Source organism: Arthrobacter sp. efr-133-TYG-104, from assembly GCF_030208915.1.
In the GTDB taxonomy this organism is placed as follows: Bacteria; Actinomycetota; Actinomycetes; order Actinomycetales; family Micrococcaceae; genus Arthrobacter.
This window is the reverse complement of sequence record NZ_JARVTA010000020.1, coordinates 19,057-40,267: the sequence shown is the minus strand read 5'-3', so window position 1 is coordinate 40,267 and position 21,211 is coordinate 19,057. Positions and strand designations below refer to the sequence as shown.

Sequence of the window (21,211 nt, the reverse complement as noted above, 5' to 3'; positions counted from 1 at the left end):
GGGGTGTAACCGATGACTCGACTCATCCGTGAAGGATGTCTCGACTCATCACACTGGACAGGGGGTTAAGCCTGAACCCCCAGCTCTGCCCCCGCAGGGCTCCCAGCGCGGTTCAGGGACGGTTCTTGAAGGATTCGACTTTGTCCGGGTCTCTTTCGACGACGGGGCCGAGGATGTCATCGATTCTCTGGAGCAGTTCAGGGTCGAGCTTAACTCCTGCGGCCTGGACGTTGTCGACGAGCTGGTCGGGCCGGGATGCTCCGACAATGGCCGCTGAGACGTTGGGGTTTTGCAGGACCCAGGCTACGGCGAAGGCCGCCATGGACAGTCCGGTCTCTTCGGCCAGGGGCTTCAGTTTCTGGACGCGGGCGAGGATGTCCTCGCTGAGAAAGCGGTTGTTACTCTTGAGCTCGCCGTCCTTGCCCCGGAAGCGCGAGCCTGGCGGAGCCGCCGCTCCGGGGGCGTACTTTCCTGTGAGGACTCCCTGGGCAAGTGGAGACCAGCAGATCTGGCCGATGCCCAATTCCTCACTCAGGGGAACGATCTCCTGTTCGATGACGCGCCAGAGCATGGAATACTGTGGCTGGTTGGAGATGAGCCGGACGCCAAGTTCCTTGGCAAGGGCAACGCCGGACCGGATCTCCTCCGTCCTCCACTCTGACACCCCGATGTAATGCGCTTTTCCCGCCCTGACGATATCGGCGAAGGCCTGCATGGTCTCTTCCAGCGGGGTCTCGTAGTCGTACCTGTGGGCCTGGTAGAGATCGACGTAGTCGGTTTGGAGCCGACGCAGCGATGAGTTGATGGATTCCATGAGGTGTTTGCGGGACAGGCCGCGATCGTTCCGGCCCTTCCCGGTAGGGAAGTAAGCCTTGGTGAAAATCTCGACGCTTTCACGGCGTGTTCCTTTGAGCGCCTCGCCCAAGGCTTCTTCGGCACGGGTTCCGGCATACGCATCGGCGGTGTCGAAGGTGGTGATACCTAAATCCAGTGCCTGTTTGACGCATTGCGTAGCTGCGGCCTGGTCGATCTGCTCACCGTGGGTGAACCAGTTTCCGTAGGCGATTTCGCTGATGTACAGGCCGGAGGAGCCCAGCTTGCGGTGTTCCATCAGGGCTTGTCCTTTCCCAAGTCGATAAGTTGGAATGCAGCGTTGGCCGTCCCGCCGTTGGAGTAGAGGGTGAGGGATGCTTGGGCAGGATCCGGGAAAATCAGTTCGGTCACGGTAACGAGCCCGGCGTTGGCGAAGACTTCCACCGAACAGTGATCAACGAAGATCTGCAGGGTGTAGCTGCTGTCCGGTCCTGTGGTAATCGGGGCGCGGCTGGTGGAGGAAAAGGCTTCGTGGAAACCGGTGTCGCCGGAGTTGGTGCGGTCCACGATCAGTTCTCCGCTGCCGGGGCGGATCCCGACCCGTGTCCCAACCGTGCCGTCCGCTGACCCCCTGACAACAAGACCGAATTCCTCGGCGTCACCGGGCGTGAATGCGATGTCAATAAGCTGAACTGCCGCACCGCCCTCAACCGGTACGGGCCCGTCTACGGTCATCCTCGTCACGCGACCGGGTTGCGAAGTTGCTCTCAGTTCCGGCACGGCTTGCTGCGCGAGCCGGGGTTGTCCGTTCACGGAAACGAGGGACACATCCCGGACCAAGCTCATGGGGCTGCGCCAGGGCGAGGTCGGTATGTGGTTGGCGTACTGCCAGTTGTTCATCCAACCAATCATCAGCCTCCGGCCGTCCGGGACATTGCTGAACGAGACGGCGGCATAGTAGTCACGCCCCCAGTCCAGCCACTGGTAGTCAGTTACGCGTTCGGCGTCCTGCATTCCTTCGGTGAGGCTGGTCTCAGAGCTGAAGGTGACGCCGTCGAAGGTTCCCACAAAGTACTGCCCGGCCGACCCGCCGTTCGGGCCCCCGGGGTTCATGTTTACCGTTAGGACCCATTTCATGGCCGCGGCATCACCGTCCAGCGGCAGCTCAAAGAGGTCCGGGCATTCCCAGATTCCACCGGTGCCGTTGGCAGGGCCGAAAGTGCTGAGGTATTCCCAGTTCTTGAGGTCCGCCGAGCGATAGAGCAGGACAGTGAAGTCGTGTGCTTCGACTGCCACCATGACCCAGTAGCTGCCTGCCGGGCCGTTGTAGCGAAAGACCTTGGGATCCCGGAATTCCGGGGAATTTCTTGTTAGGACAGGGTTGTCAGCGTACTTGGACCAGGTGTAACCGCCGTCGGTGCTCCAGGCGATGGACTGGGCCTGCGTGCCTTCATGCAGGGAACCCGGTTTGTACGCGCTCGTGTAGATGGCCACCAAAGGAGCTTTCCCGTCTGCGCCGAATCCGCTGGTGTTGTCGGTGTCCACCACGACGCTGCCCGAGAATATCTCCTCGGTCTCATCGCAGGGGATTGCTACTGGTTGTTCTTTCCAGCTAACGAGGTCGGTGGAGGTGGCATGGCCCCAGGACATGTTGCTGTGGACGTTTCCGAAGGGGTTGTTCTGGTAGTAGAGATGGTAGACGCCCTCGTGGAAGACCAGTCCGTTCGGATCGTTAAGCCAAGTGTTCCGTGCGGCAAAGTGCATGGCCGGCCTGAAGGCCTCAAGGGTGGAAGTGACACTGTTCATTGTTCTCGTTTCATGGCCGTACGTGAGGTCCGCGGACCCGTGGAGGAGGCATGCGTTGGCGTGAAGGAGTAGCCCGGACTCAGGCAGGCTGCGCCGCGTGGGTGTTTCAGGGATCAATAGCTCATGGGTTCATCAGCATTGGACGCACCTCACGGAAGGATTCGTGGACCATTCTAGTAACCCGCGTTACTTGAGCTGCGTGATCTAGGTTACTCGCGTTACCTTTTCGGTGTCAAAGGGTTTTTAGGTCGAGGTCACGAGCGCATTGTGCAAAGCCGTTGCAGTAGAAGTTTTTGAGCCGGACTCCCAAGCGGGGGCCGGAAGCATCCGGTCTTCCGTATGGCCCCTGTCGCGCAGGACGAGCGGGCCGGCGCCTGTGCTGCCTTCAGCTGGAACGCCGACATCGGACTTCGGCAGGCTGTGGACGTGCTGCCGTTTGCAGCCGTCCTGTAGCCACATAAGTCGCAAAGCACGGGGCGGCGGACGGTTCAGGCTCGGTGTCGGAACATACGGCCAAGTCTCCGCTTTTGTTGCAGGGGGCCTGAGTTGGGTCTTCAGCGCCACGTGGGCCAGCGTGAGCTCACTTAATGCCCTGCATTTGTGGTGAGCATGACACCGAGCTGCTGAAGCGCTTTCTTGGAGTCGGCTGTCCGGTTCGGGGCGGGACTGGGCTGGATTCCGGGCCTGTCCGCGATTTTCCAGTGTTCTCAAGGCCTGGAATCCCGGTCGAGTCCCGCCTCGGGCACAGAAAGACCCCCTCTGCGGAGAGGGTTTTGCTTTAGCGCGTCGACAACGCTTGACAGGTGCCTCTGATTGGGAGCCCGAGCTGGTGCCTAGCCTCCGGGTACGGCCTGATCAGTTTAGGTGGGGGGAGCAGTTTCAGTGGCAGGCTGGTGTGCGCGCCGCTGTCGCTGAAACTGGGCTCATGCTGTTCCTTCTTCTGTTCAGTAGGTCTGAGTCGGGCTGCGGCTGTTCATGGGCGGGGGAATTAGTACGACATGACCGGGGAGGCTTTCCGTTCTGCAGGTACAGGCCAGGAAGTTTTCGGTCCCTACCCCGGCGCCGAAGGTGCTTTTGTCGGGCCATAACGGGTGTGCGCAATGTGCGCACTTAACTCTGGCGTGACCGGCAGAACTCTTTGATGTGCGCCCGAACCGACGCCATTTCGGTGATAGGACGACGCAGCTTGGGGTTTGGCCCTACTATGCAAGCTCCTCGCATAGTAGGGCCAAGCCTCTGTCTCACAACTCGGTGGCTGTTGGTATCGAGGCGCCCGGTTGCGCTACATGGTTGTAAGACTCGTGCGGTTCCGAATCGGTCTCCGCGGACTGGATGTGAAACGACTCAGATGAGACGCCTTGTATCCCATGCCTGCCGGGACACCAGCGACGTGAGCGGCGAAGGACAAGATTGCTCGTCTCGACCTCGAAAACCTCCTGTCCGGGCCTGCTCAGGCGCCGGCCGGATGCAGGACCACTTTGGTCCAGCCGTCTTCACGGTTATCGAAGTTCCGGTAGCCCTCGGGAGCCTGGTCCAGCGGCAGTTCGTGGCTGACGATGAAGGACGGGCTGGCCTTCCCGCCGGCAATCAGGTCGCGCAGGGCACGGTTGTACTTCTTGACTGGGCATTGCCCCGACCCCATCGTTTGTCCCTTAAACCAGTAGTTTCCGTAGTCGAAAGCAACCTGGCCTTGCTGTGCCAGTTTGTCGGGAGCCCCGGGGTCCTGCGGCAGGAACACGCCAACGACGCCCAGGCCACCGACGAACCGGACAGAGTCCACAAGGCGGTTCAGGGTGACGTTGGGCTGTTCGTTTCCGCTCGGGTCGTGCGCCTGATAACCGACGCATTCACAACCCCGGTCAGCCCCGAACCCCATGGTCTGGTCCTTGACGAACTCGACAGGGTCTACCTTGGAGTCATCCACCGGGATCGCGCCGATTTGTTCCGCGAGCTCCAAACGGTCGCTTTGGCGGTCCACCACCATGACTTTTCCGGCGCCTTTAATAATGGCCGAGTACGCGGCCATGAGCCCGACCGGTCCTGCGCCGTAGATAACGACAGAGTCGCCCGGGTATACCCCGGCCAGCTCGGTGGCATGCCAGCCTGTGGGGAAAATATCGGCGAGCATTACGTAGTCGAGTTCCTTCTCCACGGAGTCCTCGCCCAGGCGGAGGCAATTGAAGTCACCGTAGGGCACGCGCAGGTACTCCGCCTGCCCTCCCTGATACGGACCCATGTCCGCAAACCCGTAAGCTGCGCCGGCGAGCTTGGGCTCTGGCTGCATGGTCAGGCAGTAATTGGTGAAACCCCGTTCGCAGTTTTTACAGAATCCGCAGGCTATGTTGAACGGCAGCACAACACGGTCGCCAACTTTTACTTTGCTCACCCCGGAGCCGGTCTCGACGACTTCACCGAGGTTCTCGTGCCCGAAGGAGCGTCCGGTTTCGAAGCTGGTGCGGCCCTCGTACATGTGCAGGTCTGAGCCGCAGATATTTGCCGAAGTGATTCGCACCAGCACATCGGCGGGGTGCTCAATTTTGGCATCCGGTACGTCCTCGACGCTGACGTCTTTCGGTCCTTTGTAAACTACTGCCTTCATTTTCCGCTCTTTTCTATATCCCCTGCCGATCAGGCCATGCAGGAGCAAACGCCCCGAAGCGTTACAAAGCGCTGGAAGTAGGCGCCGGAAAGACGCCGGGGCGCTGAAACGCCTGGCTTGGGCGGTCGGGTACACGGGGAACAAGGGTTCTGTAGGCACTCCCGGAAGTGTTGGGAGGCGGAGGATTTCAGACCCGGGGCTTGACGGGAAACCGTAGCTGGTGGGTCTGTACGCGAACGAGAAACTCGTTGAGCCCCAATAGTAAGCACACTTAGCATAGATGTCGAGGGGTTAGCCGAAAGCGTCGGAAAGTGCCCGGTCGAGTTGCTGCTGCAGCCCTTGGTTGGATGACCGGGATTGGCTTCGAAGTGGTGCGCAGGACAGACGGCGACGGCGAACAAGTTGTTCGCGCCGAAGTCGGGATGGGCCAGACGGTGCTGATGGACCCCGGTTATCCGGGGTCCACCGTTTGGGGTTGGGCCAGTGTCGCGCCGCTACTGCGCGTATGGGTCTGAGATGCCGATGTATTGGGTGGTTGTGTATTCGGCGATGCCTTCGGTGCCGCCTTCGCGGCCGAGGCCTGATTGCTTGACGCCGCCGAAGGGTGCTGCGGCGTTGGAGATGACGCCGGCGTTGAAGCCGACCATTCCGAACTCGATTTGCTCCGCGACCCGCAGGAGGCGGTTGAAGTCGCGGCTGTACAGGTAGGACGCGAGCCCGTACTCGGATGCGTTGGCGAGACGGATGGCGTCTTCTTCGGTGGTGAAGGTGGTGACGGGGGCGACGGGGCCGAAGATTTCCTGACCCAGGATCGCTGCGTCGTTGGGCACGTCGGCCAGGACGGTGGGCTGGTAGAAGTACCCCGGCCCGTCCACGGGTGCGCCGCCGGTCACGGCCACGGCTCCGGCCTCCACGGCCGCTGATACCAGGGCGTGGACGTCGTCGCGGGCGCCGGCGTCGATGAGCGGGCCGACCTGGGTGTCCGGTTCGGTGCCCCGGCCGGTGGTCAGGGCGCTCATGGCTGCGGCGAACTTTCGGGTGAACTCCTGGGCGACGGATTCGTGGACGAGGAACCGGTTGGCTGCGGTGCAGGCCTCGCCCATGTTCCGCATTTTCGCGGCCATGGCCCCTTCGACGGCGGCATCGAGGTCGGCGTCCTCGAACACGATGAACGGGGCGTTCCCGCCGAGCTCCATTGAGGTGCGGAGGACGTTGTGCGCGGCGTCGGCCATCAGGCGCTTGCCCACGGGGGTGGAGCCGGTGAAGGAGACCTTGCGCAGGCGCGGGTCCGCGAGCAGCGGCGCGGAGATCCCGGAGGCGGAAGAGGAGGCGACGACGTTGAGGACTCCGGCGGGCAGGCCGGCGTCGAGGATGGTCTGGGCGAAGTACTGGGCTGTGAGCGGGGTGAGCTTGGCGGGCTTGAGGACCATCGTGCAGCCGGCGGCGACGGCGGGAGCCACCTTGCGCGTGGCCATCGCGAGCGGGAAATTCCATGGGGTGATGAGCAGGCAGGGGCCCACGGGTTTGTGCTGGACCAGGATCTTGTTCTTGCCTTCGGGGGTGGTGAGGTAGCGGCCGTAGTCCCGGACAGCTTCCTCTGCGAACCAGCGCAGGAACTCGGCGCCGTAGGTGACCTCGCCGCGGGCTTCGGCCAACGGTTTGCCCATTTCCAGGGTCATCAGCAGGGCGAAGTCCTCCGCCCGCTCGGTCACGAGGTCAAAGGCACGGCGGAGGATCTCGGACCGTACCCGGGGCGCGGTGCGGGCCCAGGAGGCCTGGACCGCGTCCGCTGCGTCCAAGGCGGCGACCGCGTCCTGGCTGGTGGCGGAAGAAAGGGTGGCAAGCACCTGCCCGGTGGCGGGATCGTGCACATCGAACGTGCCGCCGTCGGACGCCTCCACCCAGTCGCCGTTGATCAGCAGGCCAGTGGGAACAGACGCGAGCAGTTCGGTTTCGCGGTCAATCATCAAAGTCACGTTTTCGGCCACGTGGGGCTCCTTACTATGCGTAGCTCGGGTGTCGGAGAGTTCAACCGGCTGGGTTCGCGGCGGGGATGGCTGGAAGTGGAGATGGGCCACGCGGGAACCTCTTGGAGGTCATGGTTCTCCTGTCCGGTGTGGTGCTGCCTCGATGACGGCGTCCAGCCAGGGGACTCGGTTGGAGAAACGGCTGATTTTGGAGGGGATGCTCCAGCGGTAGGTGTCATGTTCGTCGTTGATGGTCAGTCTGCGGCGGGTGGTTGTCGCGGTGAACGTGTGCACCAGCCAGGGGTTTCCCTCGTGGTCGGGGATCAGGAGTTGTTCTCCGCATTGAAAATCGGCGAGGTCATCTCGCGTGAGTCCTGCTTCTTCCTCAATCTCGGTCAGTGCTTGTTGTTCCGGGCTCACGTTCGGCTCAAGGTACCCGGTGATGCAGTGCCAGAGACCGCGTTCGTGTCCCACGGACTGGCTGCGCTTGAAGAGAGCGATCCGCCCGCGCCACTGAACGACGGCCGCGATAACTTCTCGGGGGAGTCTGTTGGTGGGATTGGGGTCCTCGCGGACCGTCGTTGGCAGTGTCAGGGCGCTCATGTGGTGCTCCGGATGTTGCAGGTTTTCACGGGTGGGAGTGGTGGGTGTTGCGCACTGTACGGGTGAGGAACTGGTCGCTGGTCATTACTTCACACATCGGTGAGAGGAGGTCAAGGAGGGCCAGCGTTTGTTGCTGGGCTTGATCGGTGACGGCGGCGCAGGCATCGGAAATGACGGTGACGAAACGTCCGGCGTCAATGGCGCCAAGCGCAGTGGACAGGACGCAGCAGTCAGTGGCTACTCCGGTCAGGATCATTTCCGTCCCTTCCGGGACGAGGGCTGCCAGCTGTGGCCCCCACTTGGAGAACGTCGACGCGTCAACTACCGTTGCCCCGCCTCGGACATCCAAGGTGATGTCCCAGGCGTTGGAATCGGCTGGGTATCGCATCTCGTTCCAGCGCTGGTAGTAAGCGGCCCAAGCGCCGTGTTCGGCCTCGTCCCGGACGAAGCGGGTGAACACGGCGCTGGATCCGCATTCGCGCTGGAGCCGTTCGATAACCGGCACGATCTCGTCGTAGCGGGGAACCTGCCATTGCCCCTCGTCCTGGAAGACCCGCTGCATGTCGATGACGACGAGCCTGGCCATGCCGGGGCGAGGGGCGCCGGTCACAGCGTTTGTCCGGCGGGGGTGCGGTCCAGCATCTCGTGGCCGGAGAGGCGCTGACGCCGGTGGGTGGCGAAGTAAACACCGACCGCGACGGCGGCTCCGACGTAGTAGGAAAGGTCACCGATCCCTGGGAAGGCTGCGGCGATGGGGCCGGTATAGATGGAGGACATCCAGAAGGGGGAGGAAAGGACGACGCCGGCGGCCCAGGCCACGAAGCCCCACTCGAATTTGCGGGACTTGTCAAAAAGTTCCCGCAGGCCGCGGTCGGTGCGTCGGCCGCCGAACAGGTAGTCGCAGACCAGGACGGCGACGTAGGGGGCGATGCAGTAGGCGGTCAGGTTCAAGAAGGCGGTGAAGCCTTCGTTGAATCCTGTCTGGCCCCACTGGGCCACCAGGTAGGAGGCGATGCAGATGAAGATAACTGCGGTGTGCCGCTTGACCGGTACGCCCATCGTTTGGATGGAGATGGCGCCGCCGTAGACGTTGAGGAAGTTCTGGGTAAAGGAAGATAGTGCGACGACGCCGAGGCCGACGGCGGCCCAGGGCCCCATGAGCTCTTTGAGGGCGCCGATGCTGTCGGACGCTGTGGTCGTGGTGCCTAGGAGGGTCCCGAGGATGCCCATCCAGACGAGGGTGACGAAGTTGCCGAGCATGGTGGCCCAGCCGGCGCCGCGCCGGTTCCCTGCGGTGTTGGGGAGGTAGCGGGAGTAGTCGGAGGCGAAGGGCATCCAGGCGACGATGAAGGAGAAGAACCAGCCGAAGAAGATGATCCACCCACCGACACCATCAAAGCCCTTGGCGGCGACGTTGAAGTCTGTTTCGACTCGTCCGTTGGCGGCGGCAACCACGGTGATGAAGACGAATCCGATTACCAGGACAAAGGAGAGGATCCGCTGCAGGAAGTGGATCAGGTTATAGCCGATCACGGCAACGCCAAGCTGGATTCCCATGAGGGCCAGCGAGGAAAGCCAGAAAGGAATGTCGGTGAGCAGGGAGATAGCCTTGCCGCCGAGAATGACGGTGACGGCAGCCCAGCCGATGCCGGCGAAGACATTCACGTAGGCGACCGGGAAGAGGTTGCCGATGAAGCCAAGTGGTCCGCGGCCTTGCATTTGCTGCGGGACTCCGAGCCGGACTCCCATCTGTGACAGGTACCCCATTCCTGCTGAGGAGGTCACCCCGGCAAGGATGATGGCCAACGCCGCGGCCCAGAAGGGCAGCCCAAAGTAGGTGGCGCTGAAGCCCAGGACGACGATGGGGAAGTTCATCCCTGCGGCGAACCAGAGGAAGAACTGGGAGCGGGGTTTCCCGTGGCGTTCGACGTCGGGGATGTGTTCGATGCCGTAGGGCTCGATTTTGGTGAGGCTGTTGCGGTAGCCGCGGTCTTCGGCGACGCTGTCTTCACCGGCACGCATGGTGTCAGGGCTCATCTTATGTCCTAATGTGGAAGGCGCACCTTTGGTGCGCTGCTTACGAGCAGATTGGGTCGGCGCGGCTGGTGCCTGTCGGATGGTGGCCAGCCCCGCCGGCCTTTTTAGAGTTCGGCGAGTTCAGCGCCGTCGAAAAACCGTCCGGCCTTGTAAACCATCGGGGTGGTGTCGCTGGTTTCGGCGTGGCGGACCCGACAGATAAAAACGGTGTGGGTCTTGGCCTGGAAGCGTTCCTGGATTTCTGCTTCCAGGGAAGCTGCGGAGCCGTCCAGCAGAGGGCTCCCGTTGGGTCCTTGGTGCCAGTCGAGTTCGGCGAACTTGTTGGGTGCTTTGGAAGCGAAAACCTTGACTGTGTCCAGCTGTTCAGTGCCAAGGATGTTGATGCCCAGGTGGCTTGAGGAGAAGAGGGCAGAGTAAGTGCTCGAGGTCTTCTGGACGCAGACGAGCACCAGCGGTGGTTCGAGCGAAACGGAGCAGTAAGAGTTCGCGGCCAGCCCCTTGGGCGTCTCCCCTTCCTTCGTGGTGACGACCGTGACCCCGGTGATGAACTGCCGGTTGAAGGACTTCATCAGATCCGGGTCCAGTTCGGGGAAGTCCCCGCCGTCGGAGGCCGCCGGTGCGGCGATGCCGCGCAAGGGCCTGATGCCCAAGCCGGCAAGCAGTTCGCTGCCGTCCCAGGTCACCGACTCCGTAAGGATCTTCCCGTTTTCCAGCGTGAGGATGTTCGAGCCGCGGGTCTGGACGGTAAGTCCCGTCGGGGGTACTCCGAGGTATTCGTTGGTGTGGGTGCCGGTGGAGGTCCAGAAAACGGCAACGGTGCCATCTCCTTCGACGACGTCATCGACCGTAGTGCGCAGGTCGGGAAAAGCTTCCCGGACCGCCGAGATCTCTGACTTAAGGCCGGTAAGGTCAACGGTTGCGCCCGTTGCCTTGCTGGTACGCGTGTAACCGGGGGCTACCAAGCTGTCCAGGGCTTCTAAGTCACCCTTGTCCCAGGCTGCCAGCCACGCCGATGTAATAAGTGGTTCCAAGGTCTGTTGCATACCAATTACGGTAATGCAGCTCACAAGAGAAGGTCAAGAGGATCGAGCTAATTCGCGGAAACTCCCGGTTTTAGGCAGTTTTCCAACGGATTCAGAAGAAGTGTTGACGCTCTTCATGTATGCAACATATGCTTTCATGTATGCAAGATGATCTCGTAACAGTAGGGGAGGCGGCCGAACAGGACGGCCTCCTGTATCGGATCCGCCGGCTTGTTCTGGGAGGCGACTTCCCTCCCGGGGCGGTCCTGCCGGAAGCTTTCCTGGCTCAGGAGTTCGATGTAAGCCGGACGCCGATCCGGGAAGCGTTGAAGCAGCTTCAGCACGAAGGTCTAGTGGAGATCCGCCCGAAGGTTGGCACCTTTGTACGGGAGCCCACGCGCAGGGAGATCATCGAGCTCTTCCAGCTCAAGGAATCCATGGAGGGGCTCGCGGCATCCCTGCTGGCCCGCCGAGGGGAGGTCGCGGAACTGGCTGTTTTGCGGCGGAATCTTGAAGAATCGGAAATGGCCTCGCTTACGCATGACACCGACGCGTACGCGCGGCTCGTCCACGAGTTCCACTGGACCATCGTCCGGGGTTCGGACAACACCAAGCTCGTGGAGCATTACGAGCGGCTCATGAACCAACTCGCCTACCAGCGGCTGGTCCTGCGCACGGTTGAACATCCCGGCCGGCTCGAAGCTTCCACGCGGGAACACCGCGCAGTCCTGGAAATGATCGAACACAAAGACCCCTTCGGAGCCGAATCTGCCATGAGGAACCACGTTCATGCCTCTTCGAGAGAGGCGCTGAGCGACCCGGCAACGGACCCCCGGCGTTAAACCCACCACGAAAGGAAGCCATGCGCTTCTCCATGAATGATGAGACCGAATGATGAACGACCAAAGATTCGGCATCCGCAAAATCGTCTACTACAGCGAAGAAATCCTGAGCGAGAACGGTCTCTCCCCGGCCAAGCCGGCAGTCCGCGCCACGGCAGCGGCAGTGGTCACCAACCCTTGGCTGGGTGGAAAGCCTACCGATGACCTCGGCGCCGAAGTAGTCCGGCTCGCCCCCGTCTTGGCGCGCAAGCTCACCGATGTGCTTGCCGCCAACCTCGGCGGCGTGGAAGCGATCCAGGCGTTCGGCAAAGCGGCGATCGTCGGGACCGACGGCGAAATCGAACATGGCGCGGCGCTCATTCACACCCCTTTCTTCGGCAACCTGGTGCGTGAATTTTTCGAAGGCGAGTCGATCATCTGCTTCGCCGACGACCGCGCCGATGCCGGATCCTCGCTCGTCGTTCCGCTGTGGCACAAGAACGCGGCAGCAACACGGACCCACTACCAAACCATTACCACCCGCGTCAGTGACGCACCCCGCCCGGACGAGATCGTCGTCGTCGTCGGGGCCTCAACAGGCCCCCGGCCCCACTCCCGCATCGGTGACCGTCTCACCGATCCAATCGTCAAAGCAGAAACGCTAGGAGAACTTGTTCCATGAGCATCCGAAAAATCGTCACCGTCACTGAAGACATCCTCACCGAAGGGGGCCGGGAAGTCAGTCCCGCCGCCCGCGTCGCGGTGGTCGCAGCCATCGTCAAGAACCCCTGGGCCGGCCAGGGCTTCGTTGAAGACCTCTCCGAAGGCATCGACGCACACGCCTCCGACCTCGGCGCCCTGCTCGCCCCCCGCGTACTGGAAGCCCTCGGCGCGCCCGCCGAAGCGTACGGCAAAGCAGCCATCGTCGGGCTCAACGGCGAAATCGAGCACGGATCCGGGCTTATTCACACCCTCGCGTTCGGCAACCACTTCCGGGACGCCGCGAACGCCACCACGCTTCTTCCAGCCGTCGAAAAGCGCGGCCCCGCCGGTGTTATCTTCGACATCCCGCTCAAGCACATCACCGACGCGACCATCCGCTCCCACCACCAGAGCATCGAAATCCGCATCAATGATGCGCCACATGCCGATGAAATCGTGATCGCCCTCGCCGCCGCTGCCCAGGGCCGGCCCCAGCAACGCCTGGCAGCCTTCTCCACCGAAAAGAACTGAGGTGTCAACCGCCGTGAGCCGCGAGCGTGTCACACTGATCCACGGGGTGGGACTGGACGGATCGATGTGGAATCCCCTTCGTGAATTCCTGGAACCGGAATACGACGTCCAGGTACTTGAACTCCTTGGACACGGCCACCGTCCGCCGGCACCCGAAGGAATCACACTTGCCCGGCTCGCGGCGGACATCGCCGAACAGCTCGAACCGAATACCCATCTGGTGGGCTTCTCGCTCGGCGCCCTCGTGGCGCAGCACCTCGCCCGGTTCCGCCCTGATTTGGTCGCCAGCCTCGTCTCAGTGGCATCCGTGTGTACCCGTACGCCGCAGGAGCACGCCGCCGTCATGGTCAGGTTGGCCTCCGCGCAATCGGACTTCCCGGCAACGATCGAGGCATCCATCCAACGCTGGTATCCCGAGGGATCCAACGTTCCGGCGGAACTGGTCGAAGCAACACGTGCGGTATTGCAGAAGAACGACCCGAAGTCCTTCCTGGCCTGCTACCGGGTATTTGCCGCCGGCGACGCTGACATCGCACCCGAACTACCTCACATCTCTGTACCCGCCCACGCCGTGACAGGCGAACTGGACCCGGGCTCGACCCCGGAGATGAGCGCACGGCTTGCCGCGGCCATCCCCGGCTGCACCTACTCCATCATCCCCGGCGCACGTCACATGATGCCGGTCGAGCGACCCCAGGAGCTCGCCCACACGCTGACCGCCTTTATCAAGGAGCATTCCGATGTCCGTTGAACTCCGCTACGACCACTTCATCGGGGGCACCTGGACTGCTCCCGCTGGCGGGGAATACTTCCCCAGCACCAACCCCGCCACACTCGAAGTGCTGTATCAGGCAGCAAGGGGAACCGAGGAAGACGTCCGCCGTGCCGTGGCAGCAGCCAAGGACGCGTTTGAATCCCCCTTGTGGCGCGACCTCACGGCAACCAAGCGCGGCCATCTCCTCCGCCGCCTCGGTGACCTGATCGGTGAGCACGCCGATGAGCTCGCCGAGATGGAAACCCTCGACAACGGCAAGCTCCTGCGGGAAATGCGGGGCCAGCTCGCCTCCCTGCCCGAGTACCTGTACTACTACGCCGGGCTTGCCGACAAAGTTCAGGGCAGCCAAATCCCCACCAACTCCATCACGATGCTGAACTACACGCAGCGAGAACCCCTCGGCGTCGTCGGAGCCATCACGCCCTGGAACTCGCCGCTGACGCTGACCACCTCCAAGCTTGCTCCAGCCCTGGCCGCCGGCAACACCGTGGTCATCAAGCCCAGCGAATACACGTCCCGGACGATCCTCCGCGTCGCTGAACTCGCCTCCCAGGCCGGGTTCCCGGACGGTGTGGTCAACGTGGTCACGGGCTTCGGGCAGGAAGCCGGCGCCGCCTTGGTCAGCCACCGCGACCTAGCAAAGATTTCTTTTACTGGATCCACCCAGACCGGGGCGCGAATCGCCGCGGAGACCGCATCCCGCTTCATCGGCTCCACCCTTGAGCTTGGTGGCAAGAGCCCCAACATCGTCTTCGAGGACGCGGACATATCCAACGCCGCCATGGGCGTCATTGCCGGGATCTTCGCGGCTGCAGGACAGACCTGCATCGCCGGCAGCCGGGTCTTCGCCCACCGCAGCGTCTACGACGAACTTGTTGAACGCGTCGCCGAACGCGCGGCATCCATCATCATCGGTGACCCGCGGCTCGCCACCACCGAACTCGGTCCGCTCGCTTTCGGCGCGCAGCTGGAGAAGGTCAGCTCGTACGTGGACCTAGGCGTCTCCGAAGGCGCCACCGTACGGACCGGAGGCAAACGCCCTGACACCGACCTCCCCGGCTACTTCTTCTCACCCACAGTCCTGACCGACGTCAACAACTCCATGCGCGTTGTTCGGGAAGAGATTTTCGGCCCGGTCGCCGCGATCATGCCCTTCGACTCCGAAGACGAGGTCGTGGGCCTTGCCAACGACACCGAATACGGGCTCGCCGCCGGAATCTGGACACAGAACCTGGCACGGGCGCACCGGATGGCACGCCGGCTGGAAGCCGGCACCGTCTGGGTCAACACGTACCGCGCCATGTCCCCGATGTCACCCCGTCAGGGGTTCAAGAACTCCGGTGTCGGCATCGAACACGGACTCGAGTCCATGCACGAATACACCCGGCTCAAGAGCGTCTGGATCAACACCGACGAAGGCCCTGTCTCTGACCCGTTCATCATGCGCAGCTAAAGGAATTTCCAATGCCACTCATCGAAGTATCCATCGCACGGGGCCGCAGCCCGGAACAGCTCCGCGCCCTGATTAACGAGCTGCACCTCGCGGCCGAAAAAGCCGTCGGCGCTGTACCGGAAAACACCACCGTTATCATCCGCGAAATCGACCACGAACACTGGTCCCGCGGCAACCAGACCATCGCCGAACGCAACCAGGCAGCCACCCAACCGGCAACTGCCACCAATCACGCCCAGGCGTAAACCGCCGCAGAACGAAGGAATTACTCATGCGCTTTTCCCTCTTCGTCCACATGGAACGCTGGGACGAGTCCGTCTCGCACCAGGAATGCTTCGAGAACCTGACCGAGCTCACCCTCATGGCCGAAGCCGGTGGCTTCAGCACTGTGTGGATCGGCGAGCACCACTCCATGGAGTACACCATCTCGCCCAGCCCGATGCCCCAGCTCGCCTACCTGGCAGCAAAGACCTCCAAGATCCGTCTCGGCGCCGGCACCATCATCGCACCGTTCTGGAACCCCCTCCGGGTTGCGGGGGAGTGCGCACTGCTTGACGTCATCAGCAACGGCCGCATGGAGGTGGGGCTGGCCCGAGGCGCCTACCAGTTCGAGTTCGACCGCCTGATGGGCGGCATGTCAGCAGTCGACGGCGGCAAGCACCTCCGCGAACTCGTCCCCGCCGTGCGGAAGCTGTGGGAAGGCGACTACGAACACAACGGGGAGGTGTGGCAGTTCCCCACCTCCACCAGCGTCCCCAAGCCCGTCCAGAAGCCGACGCCGCCCATGTGGATTGCCGCCCGCGACATTTCCTCTCACGAGTTCGCCGTCGAAAACGGCTGCAACGTCATGGTGACGCCCCTCATGAAGGGCGACGAGGAAGTCGAAGACCTGGCGCGCAAGTTCGACTCCGCCGTCGAGAAGAACCCTGGGATCCCGCGCCCGGACCTTATGGTCCTCCGCCACACCCACGTCCACTCACCCGAGGACCCGGAAGGCTGGCGCCGCCCCGCAGAAGGCATCAACAAGTTCTACCGGACATTCGATGCCTGGTTCGGCAACAAGACCACCCCGACGAACGGCTTCCTCGAGCCCAGCCCCGAAGAAAAGTTCGCGGACCGCCCCGAGTTCACAGCCGAGGCCCTCCACAAGACAGCCATGATTGGCACCCCTGAGGAAATCATCGAACGGCTGCGTCACTACGAAGCGCTCGGCGTGACCGAATTCAGCGTCTGGTCCGACAACAGCCTCACCCACGAGGAAAAGAAACGCTCCCTCGAACTCTTCATCGAACACGTGGTACCGGCCTTCCAGGAACAACCCGCTACAACAGCACGCTAAATCGCTGCTAAATGAAGCCCCCGGTGTTCTGACCCTAAAGCACAGGTCAGAACACCGGGGGCTTTCGCTGACGGAGGGCGAACGCGGTAACCGCGATGCTGTTCGCTATGTTTAGGGCGTTGGAAATCGCGACCTCCCGATAAGGAGTTGGAGCATGACCTACGAACCAGATCTGTCCCCAGACACCGAGGGCCTGCAGGCCCTCGTCATACAGCCAGATCCCTACTGCCCAATAGACCGTCTCGGTCCGTGGTTGCACGACGAGGGGATAACCACCCGAACTATTCAGCCTTTTAAAGGCGAGGTGATCCCGGATTCCATCCAGCAGGATGCGCTGGTGGTTCTGGGCGGAGACATGAGTTCCTTGGACGACCATGTCTATCCTTGGCTTTCCGACATCCGTCGCGTCGTTGCAGACGCCGCCAGCAGGAGAAAGCCCACGCTCGGGATTTGTCTCGGAGCGCAGCTGATGGCACAGACGTTCGGCGGAACCGTGACCAAAGGCGACCGGGGCCTGGAGGCAGGAGTCGCACAGATATCCTGGCGGGCCGAAGCCGCGCAGGATCAACTGATGGCCGGTTTGCCAGACCCTTTCTTCGCGGGGGCCATGCATCGGGACATGATCAGCCAACTTCCGGCTTCGGCCGTCTGGCTCGGGGTGACAGCGCAATATCCGTACCAGGCTTTCCGAGTAGGGGAGATGTCGTGGGGCGTTCAGTTTCATCCTGAGCTGTCGCCAGCGGTATACCGGCAATGGTTGACTCTGATCAACCAAACTGACGTGGTCACCAAGGAACGAGCAGACCGCGGAATGAAGGCCTTCGAGAATCAAGACCGAATCGTGAGGGAACACACCGAAGCGTTGGCGCGGCGCTTCGCTTACCTCGTCCGAATAACCGCAACCGTGGCCGCAAAATAAGCCTCCACCCTCGGCACGCGGGGCACCTGTTTATACTCGACTCATGACTATTGGCCGGGCGGAGAAGGCAGAAGTCCCCGAAACCGGCCCGGAAGCGCTTGATGCTCTTGGTCCGTTGGAGGGTGTTATTGCCGCGCAGGTAAAGCGGCACAGGCTCGACGCTGAGATGTCGGCCGCTGAGCTGGCCACCCGGGCAGGCCTGTCGAAAGCGATGATTTCCAAGATCGAGTCGGCAAGCACCTCCTCCTCGCTTACTACTCTCCAGCGGCTGGCGCAAGGCTTGAATATCCCTGTGACTGCACTGTTCCAAGGCGCGGACACTGAACGTGAGGCCACGTTCACTCGTGCGGGAGAGGGCAGCGTCACGGTCCGGAGCGGGACCCGCCACGGGCACGAGTACCGTTCGTTGGGCTCCCTGAAGCGACGGGACCGAGCCATAGAGCCGAGCCTGGTGACCCTGACGAGTGCTTCGGATGTGTTTCCCCAGTTCCAACATGCAGGCACCGAGTTCATCTACATGCTTGAAGGCAGAATGGTCTACGGCCACGGGTCCTACGAATACGAACTTCGGCCAGGAGACTCACTTGTTTTTGAAGGTGAAGGTCCGCATGGGCCGCTACGGCTGGTGGAATTGCCCATCCGATTCCTTGCGGTGACGGCCCCCTGACGCGCCAGCGTCAGAAACATATGCCCTAACGGCTTCAACGGCTGACGGCCCGATAGAGCCCAATCAGGGCTAGCGTCCCTTGGCCGCGGATCAAGGTTGGTTCTGTCTTCGAACCGAACACTGCGTCCAGGCCGAGTAGATCCTGATCGCCCGCTCGGGCTTGGCCTTCCAGTAGAACAGCCGCCTGATGTGGAAGCAGCAAGTGTTCCCGTAGGGGAATGATGGACACGCTGCCTCCAACATGGCCGGTCCGACACATGAGGTTCAGGTTCTTCACCGGGCCGTGCGGCAGCGCCGCCGTCGTGCGTGCACTGCCGTCGAACGCCAAGGGCTGGAGGGCTGAAGCCAAACGGGGCTTGCCGTTAATGGTGAGACGAAGCGGACCACCTTCGACAACTGTGAGTATGCGCTTGACGCCGGGCACCCGGGAGAAGTCCCCCGGCTGCCCAACGTCGGCTATGGAAAGTCGCCAGGCCCAGTAGTCGTCGGCCCCAAAATTGACCGCGCCATCTTTGCCCACGACTCCGGAGGCGATCACTTTGACGCTGCCACCTCCGTTGATCCAGGGAGACTCGGCGATGTCGGCAAATCGGATGAGTTTCATCAGGAGCGTGAGGGGGAGCCGAGCATCTCCGGTTCTTCGTCGAGGAGATAGGCTTCCTCGGCGTGGGCCGTGAGGTCGATGCCGCGTAGTTCGTCTTCGGGTTTGATGCGGAGGCCTACCGTGATCTGGACGAGTTTCGCCACGATCCAGGTTGCGGCGAAGGAGTACAGGAGCACTGCGCCGGTGGCTAAGGTTTGTGTCCACAGCAGGCCAAAGCCGCCGCCGTAGAGAAGTCCTGCGGTCTTGTTGGGGGCGGCTTCGGCGGCGAAGATGCCGATGAGCAGTGTGCCGATGATGCCGCCTACCAGGTGAACGCCGACCACATCGAGGGAGTCGTCATAGCCCAGGCGGTACTTCCATTCGATGGCCAGTGAGCACACGGCGCCGGCGATTGCCCCGATCGCGATGGCTCCCAGAGGGCTGACAGCGCCGCAGGCGGGGGTGATGGCAACGAGGCCGGCCACGAGTCCGGAGGCGGCGCCGATGCTGCTGGCGCGGCCGCGGCGGAGGCGTTCGACGGCGATCCAGCCAAGGAGGGCGGCGGCGCCTGCCACTGAGGTGGTCAGGAATACGACGGCCGCGGCGTTTCCGGCGGCGAGGGCAGAGCCGGCGTTGAATCCGTACCAGCCGACCCAAAGGAGTCCTGCGCCCACGAGGACAAGTGGGCGGCTATGCGGGCGTACGTGTTCGCTTTTGGGCCAACCGGCGCTGCGGCCGAGGACAAGGGAGAGTGCGAGTGCGGCGACTCCGGCGTTGATGTGGACGGCGGTGCCTCCGGCGAAGTCGATTGCTTTGAGACGGTTCAGTATCCAGCCTCCTGTGGTGCTGCCGTCAGGCGAGCTCAGGGCGAAGACCCAGTGGGCGATGGGCAGGTAGACCACCGTTGCCCAGAGTGCCGCGAAGAGCATCCACGCGCCGAACTTCATGCGTCCTGCTGCCGCGCCGGCGATGATGGCGGTGGTGATGCCGGCGAAGAAGAGCTGGAATGCGGCAAAGACTGCCGGTGGGATTGAAGCGTTGGAGTCATCGGTGAGTAGTTGGTCCAGTCCCAGGTACTGCGTGATGTCCCCGATCAGTCCGAGACCTCCGATGGAATTGCCGAAGACTGCGGAGTAGCCGAAGGCGGCCCACAGTACGGCGACGATGCTGACGCCGCCGAAGCACATCATCATCATGTTCAGGATGCGGCGGGAGCCCACCATTCCGCCGTAGAAGAGGGCCAACGCCGGGATCATCAAGCAAACCAAAGCCGAGCTGACCAGCAGCCAGGCGACATTTCCCGAATCCATGGGAAACCCCTTTCCAAAAGCACTTCGTCCGTGTTGATCGGTGGTGGTACGTGTGGGGGCAGGTGACCACTGCCCCCACACGGGTCTTGGGGTTAGGCCAGGGCTGGCGTGTCCCAAAGGTTCAGGACAGTGCCGATGTTCTTATCTTCGGCGGCCTGGTAGAGGTCGGTTGCCCATGCGACGTCCTCGATGGGCATGCCACCGACGGAGTAGAGGATGATTTCTTCGTCGTCCCGGCGGGCGGGGAGTTTGCCGGTGGCGATGTCGGCAATCTCTTCGATTTTCGAGGCCGGGATTTTTCCGTCCTCCAGCAGCCCGAACCAGTGCGATCCGGGGATGCCAAGAATCTGGTAGGCGGTGGGTCCGTATTCCTCGAGCCAGGCCTGGTAGAGGCCTTCGGCGTCGATGACCAGGCGGGCGTCTCCTTGGAGGAAGTCGTCGTCGAAGCGGGCTGCTGCCGGCAGGAGCAGGAGTGCGCCGGGCTTGATAGCGTGTTTCGGGAAGTACGGGAAGGCGTCGCTGCCGGCGGCGTCGGTGGACGTGGTGGCCATGACGACGTCGGCGTCGGAGATTGCGTCTTCGATGGTCTCGGCTGCTGCGACGCTGGTGAGCTGCGGGAAGGTCGCTTTTGCCCAGTCAACGAAGGTTTTGGTGCTTCCTTCGCTGCGGCCCTTGACGTACAGAGTGTCGATGGAAGGTCGCAGCGCCAGGGTGGTGGACAGGACTGAGCGGGCGATGACACCCGGGCCAACAACTGCAGCGACTTTGGCGTCGGCTTTAGCGAGGTGCTTGACCCCGACGCCGGGAACGGCGCCGGTGCGGTAGGCGCTCAAGAGGTTTGCGCTCATGATGGCAAGGGGTGCGCCTGTGTCGCTGTCGTTCAAGACGAACACGTGGATCGAACGGGGGAGCCCTTTCTGGCGGTTTTCGGTGTTGGAGCCGTACCACTTCACGCCCGAGGTGCCGAAGCGTCCACCGAGGTAGGCAGGCATGGCCATGAACCGGCGGTCCGGACCGTCCTTGGGCATACCATCGAATTCAGGGTTCTCCGGGAAGGTGATCATGGCACCGTGGGAGTTGCCGTTCTCGCCGGCCATTCGGTAGTCCCCCTTGCGGAGGAGAACCAGGGCCTCCTCCATCACGTCGGTGCACCGCACGAGGTCGCCGACACCGGCCTCGATCATGTCGGGTTCGCTCAAGTAGCGGAAGTTGATCTGAGTGGACACATGAACTCCTAGGTATTGCGATTCTTGGTATGAAACGT

Annotated in this window: 21 protein-coding genes; 10 read left to right on the top strand and 11 right to left on the bottom strand. The window is 62.5% G+C overall.

From position 1 onward, the window contains the following. Positions 1 to 112: 112 nt before the first annotated feature. The 3 genes from QRN04_RS14515 to QRN04_RS14505 all read right to left on the bottom strand — a co-directional run bounded on the left by QRN04_RS14515 (position 113) and on the right by QRN04_RS14505 (position 5,218). Complete coding sequence (locus QRN04_RS14515) at positions 113 to 1,111, bottom strand: aldo/keto reductase family protein (protein WP_284976733.1); 999 nt, start codon at positions 1,109 to 1,111, stop codon at positions 113 to 115. Continuing rightward, entirely contained in the window at positions 1,111 to 2,619 is a 1,509-nt protein-coding gene (locus tag QRN04_RS14510; protein WP_284976732.1) for a glycoside hydrolase family 32 protein, read from the bottom strand. The genes QRN04_RS14515 and QRN04_RS14510 overlap by 1 nt, the downstream gene beginning before the upstream one ends. 1,450 nt (positions 2,620 to 4,069) lie before the next feature. Further along, entirely contained in the window at positions 4,070 to 5,218 is a 1,149-nt protein-coding gene (locus tag QRN04_RS14505) for a glutathione-independent formaldehyde dehydrogenase (protein ID WP_284976731.1), read from the bottom strand. Positions 5,219 to 5,529: 311 nt separating this feature from the next. On the opposite strand from QRN04_RS14505, the gene QRN04_RS14500 reads away from it, so the two are divergent. After that, positions 5,530 to 5,733, top strand: coding sequence for a hypothetical protein (locus QRN04_RS14500; RefSeq protein WP_284976730.1), 204 nt, complete (start codon positions 5,530 to 5,532; stop codon positions 5,731 to 5,733). On the opposite strand, the gene QRN04_RS14495 is transcribed toward QRN04_RS14500, so the two are convergent. The 5 genes from QRN04_RS14495 to QRN04_RS14475 all read right to left on the bottom strand — a co-directional run bounded on the left by QRN04_RS14495 (position 5,713) and on the right by QRN04_RS14475 (position 10,868). Continuing rightward, positions 5,713 to 7,185 carry an NAD-dependent succinate-semialdehyde dehydrogenase gene (locus QRN04_RS14495; RefSeq protein ID WP_284976735.1) on the bottom strand — a complete coding sequence of 491 codons (1,473 nt, stop codon included), beginning with the start codon at positions 7,183 to 7,185 and terminating at the stop codon, positions 5,713 to 5,715. The two genes, QRN04_RS14500 and QRN04_RS14495, sit on opposite strands and share 21 nt — an antisense overlap. A 129-nt stretch (positions 7,186 to 7,314) precedes the next feature. Continuing rightward, the gene (locus QRN04_RS14490; protein WP_284976729.1) at positions 7,315 to 7,788 is read right to left on the bottom strand and encodes an NUDIX domain-containing protein; all 474 of its coding nucleotides are present in this window, start codon (positions 7,786 to 7,788) and stop codon (positions 7,315 to 7,317) included. A gap of 25 nt (positions 7,789 to 7,813) precedes the next feature. Then, complete coding sequence (locus tag QRN04_RS14485; RefSeq protein WP_284976728.1) at positions 7,814 to 8,398, bottom strand: cysteine hydrolase family protein; 585 nt, start codon at positions 8,396 to 8,398, stop codon at positions 7,814 to 7,816. Next, the gene (locus QRN04_RS14480; RefSeq protein WP_284976727.1) at positions 8,395 to 9,825 is read right to left on the bottom strand and encodes a purine-cytosine permease family protein; all 1,431 of its coding nucleotides are present in this window, start codon (positions 9,823 to 9,825) and stop codon (positions 8,395 to 8,397) included. The genes QRN04_RS14485 and QRN04_RS14480 overlap by 4 nt, the downstream gene beginning before the upstream one ends. A gap of 104 nt (positions 9,826 to 9,929) precedes the next feature. Then, positions 9,930 to 10,868: a flavin reductase gene (locus tag QRN04_RS14475; RefSeq protein ID WP_284976726.1), complete on the bottom strand. Its 939-nt coding sequence runs from the start codon at positions 10,866 to 10,868 to the stop codon at positions 9,930 to 9,932. A gap of 140 nt (positions 10,869 to 11,008) precedes the next feature. Between QRN04_RS14475 and QRN04_RS14470 the strand changes: the two genes are divergently transcribed. The 9 genes from QRN04_RS14470 (at position 11,009) to QRN04_RS14430 (ending at position 18,054) form a co-directional block, all read left to right on the top strand. After that, positions 11,009 to 11,689, top strand: a complete 681-nt coding sequence (locus QRN04_RS14470; RefSeq protein ID WP_284976725.1) for a GntR family transcriptional regulator — start codon at positions 11,009 to 11,011, stop codon at positions 11,687 to 11,689. Positions 11,690 to 11,738: 49 nt separating this feature from the next. Continuing rightward, positions 11,739 to 12,350: an amino acid synthesis family protein gene (locus QRN04_RS14465; protein ID WP_284976724.1), complete on the top strand. Its 612-nt coding sequence runs from the start codon at positions 11,739 to 11,741 to the stop codon at positions 12,348 to 12,350. Continuing rightward, positions 12,347 to 12,901, top strand: a complete 555-nt coding sequence (locus QRN04_RS14460) for an amino acid synthesis family protein (RefSeq protein WP_284976723.1) — start codon at positions 12,347 to 12,349, stop codon at positions 12,899 to 12,901. The genes QRN04_RS14465 and QRN04_RS14460 overlap by 4 nt, the downstream gene beginning before the upstream one ends. A gap of 1 nt (position 12,902) precedes the next feature. Further along, positions 12,903 to 13,652, top strand: a complete 750-nt coding sequence (locus tag QRN04_RS14455) for an alpha/beta fold hydrolase (protein ID WP_284976722.1) — start codon at positions 12,903 to 12,905, stop codon at positions 13,650 to 13,652. Next, positions 13,642 to 15,129, top strand: coding sequence for an aldehyde dehydrogenase (locus QRN04_RS14450; protein WP_284976721.1), 1,488 nt, complete (start codon positions 13,642 to 13,644; stop codon positions 15,127 to 15,129). Before QRN04_RS14455 ends, QRN04_RS14450 begins: the two co-directional genes overlap by 11 nt. A gap of 11 nt (positions 15,130 to 15,140) precedes the next feature. Further along, a complete protein-coding gene (locus QRN04_RS14445) occupies positions 15,141 to 15,374 on the top strand; it encodes a tautomerase family protein (protein ID WP_284976720.1) in 234 nt (77 codons plus the stop codon). Positions 15,375 to 15,400: 26 nt separating this feature from the next. After that, positions 15,401 to 16,468 carry an LLM class flavin-dependent oxidoreductase gene (locus tag QRN04_RS14440; protein ID WP_284976719.1) on the top strand — a complete coding sequence of 356 codons (1,068 nt, stop codon included), beginning with the start codon at positions 15,401 to 15,403 and terminating at the stop codon, positions 16,466 to 16,468. 154 nt (positions 16,469 to 16,622) lie between these two features. Continuing rightward, complete coding sequence (locus tag QRN04_RS14435) at positions 16,623 to 17,387, top strand: type 1 glutamine amidotransferase (protein WP_284976718.1); 765 nt, start codon at positions 16,623 to 16,625, stop codon at positions 17,385 to 17,387. A 43-nt stretch (positions 17,388 to 17,430) separates the two neighbouring features. Beyond that, on the top strand, positions 17,431 to 18,054 hold the full coding sequence (locus QRN04_RS14430) for a helix-turn-helix domain-containing protein (protein ID WP_284976717.1): 624 nt from the start codon (positions 17,431 to 17,433) through the stop codon (positions 18,052 to 18,054). 34 nt (positions 18,055 to 18,088) lie between these two features. Here QRN04_RS14430 and QRN04_RS14425 read toward each other — a convergent pair whose 3' ends face one another. From QRN04_RS14425 to QRN04_RS14415, 3 genes are all read right to left on the bottom strand, one after another. Continuing rightward, positions 18,089 to 18,658: a HutD/Ves family protein gene (locus QRN04_RS14425; protein ID WP_284976716.1), complete on the bottom strand. Its 570-nt coding sequence runs from the start codon at positions 18,656 to 18,658 to the stop codon at positions 18,089 to 18,091. Then, positions 18,658 to 19,947, bottom strand: a complete 1,290-nt coding sequence (locus QRN04_RS14420; protein ID WP_284976715.1) for an ammonium transporter — start codon at positions 19,945 to 19,947, stop codon at positions 18,658 to 18,660. Before QRN04_RS14420 ends, QRN04_RS14425 begins: the two co-directional genes overlap by 1 nt. 92 nt (positions 19,948 to 20,039) lie before the next feature. Next, a complete protein-coding gene (locus tag QRN04_RS14415) occupies positions 20,040 to 21,173 on the bottom strand; it encodes a tyramine oxidase subunit B (RefSeq protein WP_284976714.1) in 1,134 nt (377 codons plus the stop codon). Positions 21,174 to 21,211: the final 38 nt, after the last annotated feature.

Coding starts and splice junctions, on each gene's coding strand:
- QRN04_RS14515 (WP_284976733.1), bottom strand. CDS start 1,111: ATGGAACACCGCAAGCTGGGCTCCTCCGGCCTGTACATCAGCGAAATC.
- QRN04_RS14510 (WP_284976732.1), bottom strand. CDS start 2,619: ATGAACAGTGTCACTTCCACCCTTGAGGCCTTCAGGCCGGCCATGCAC.
- QRN04_RS14505 (WP_284976731.1), bottom strand. CDS start 5,218: ATGAAGGCAGTAGTTTACAAAGGACCGAAAGACGTCAGCGTCGAGGAC.
- QRN04_RS14495 (WP_284976735.1), bottom strand. CDS start 7,185: ATGATTGACCGCGAAACCGAACTGCTCGCGTCTGTTCCCACTGGCCTG.
- QRN04_RS14490 (WP_284976729.1), bottom strand. CDS start 7,788: ATGAGCGCCCTGACACTGCCAACGACGGTCCGCGAGGACCCCAATCCC.
- QRN04_RS14480 (WP_284976727.1), bottom strand. CDS start 9,825: ATGAGCCCTGACACCATGCGTGCCGGTGAAGACAGCGTCGCCGAAGAC.
- QRN04_RS14475 (WP_284976726.1), bottom strand. CDS start 10,868: ATGCAACAGACCTTGGAACCACTTATTACATCGGCGTGGCTGGCAGCC.
- QRN04_RS14470 (WP_284976725.1), top strand. CDS start 11,009: ATGCAAGATGATCTCGTAACAGTAGGGGAGGCGGCCGAACAGGACGGC.
- QRN04_RS14465 (WP_284976724.1), top strand. CDS start 11,739: ATGATGAACGACCAAAGATTCGGCATCCGCAAAATCGTCTACTACAGC.
- QRN04_RS14460 (WP_284976723.1), top strand. CDS start 12,347: ATGAGCATCCGAAAAATCGTCACCGTCACTGAAGACATCCTCACCGAA.
- QRN04_RS14450 (WP_284976721.1), top strand. CDS start 13,642: ATGTCCGTTGAACTCCGCTACGACCACTTCATCGGGGGCACCTGGACT.
- QRN04_RS14445 (WP_284976720.1), top strand. CDS start 15,141: ATGCCACTCATCGAAGTATCCATCGCACGGGGCCGCAGCCCGGAACAG.
- QRN04_RS14440 (WP_284976719.1), top strand. CDS start 15,401: ATGCGCTTTTCCCTCTTCGTCCACATGGAACGCTGGGACGAGTCCGTC.
- QRN04_RS14435 (WP_284976718.1), top strand. CDS start 16,623: ATGACCTACGAACCAGATCTGTCCCCAGACACCGAGGGCCTGCAGGCC.
- QRN04_RS14430 (WP_284976717.1), top strand. CDS start 17,431: ATGACTATTGGCCGGGCGGAGAAGGCAGAAGTCCCCGAAACCGGCCCG.
- QRN04_RS14425 (WP_284976716.1), bottom strand. CDS start 18,658: ATGAAACTCATCCGATTTGCCGACATCGCCGAGTCTCCCTGGATCAAC.
- QRN04_RS14420 (WP_284976715.1), bottom strand. CDS start 19,947: ATGGATTCGGGAAATGTCGCCTGGCTGCTGGTCAGCTCGGCTTTGGTT.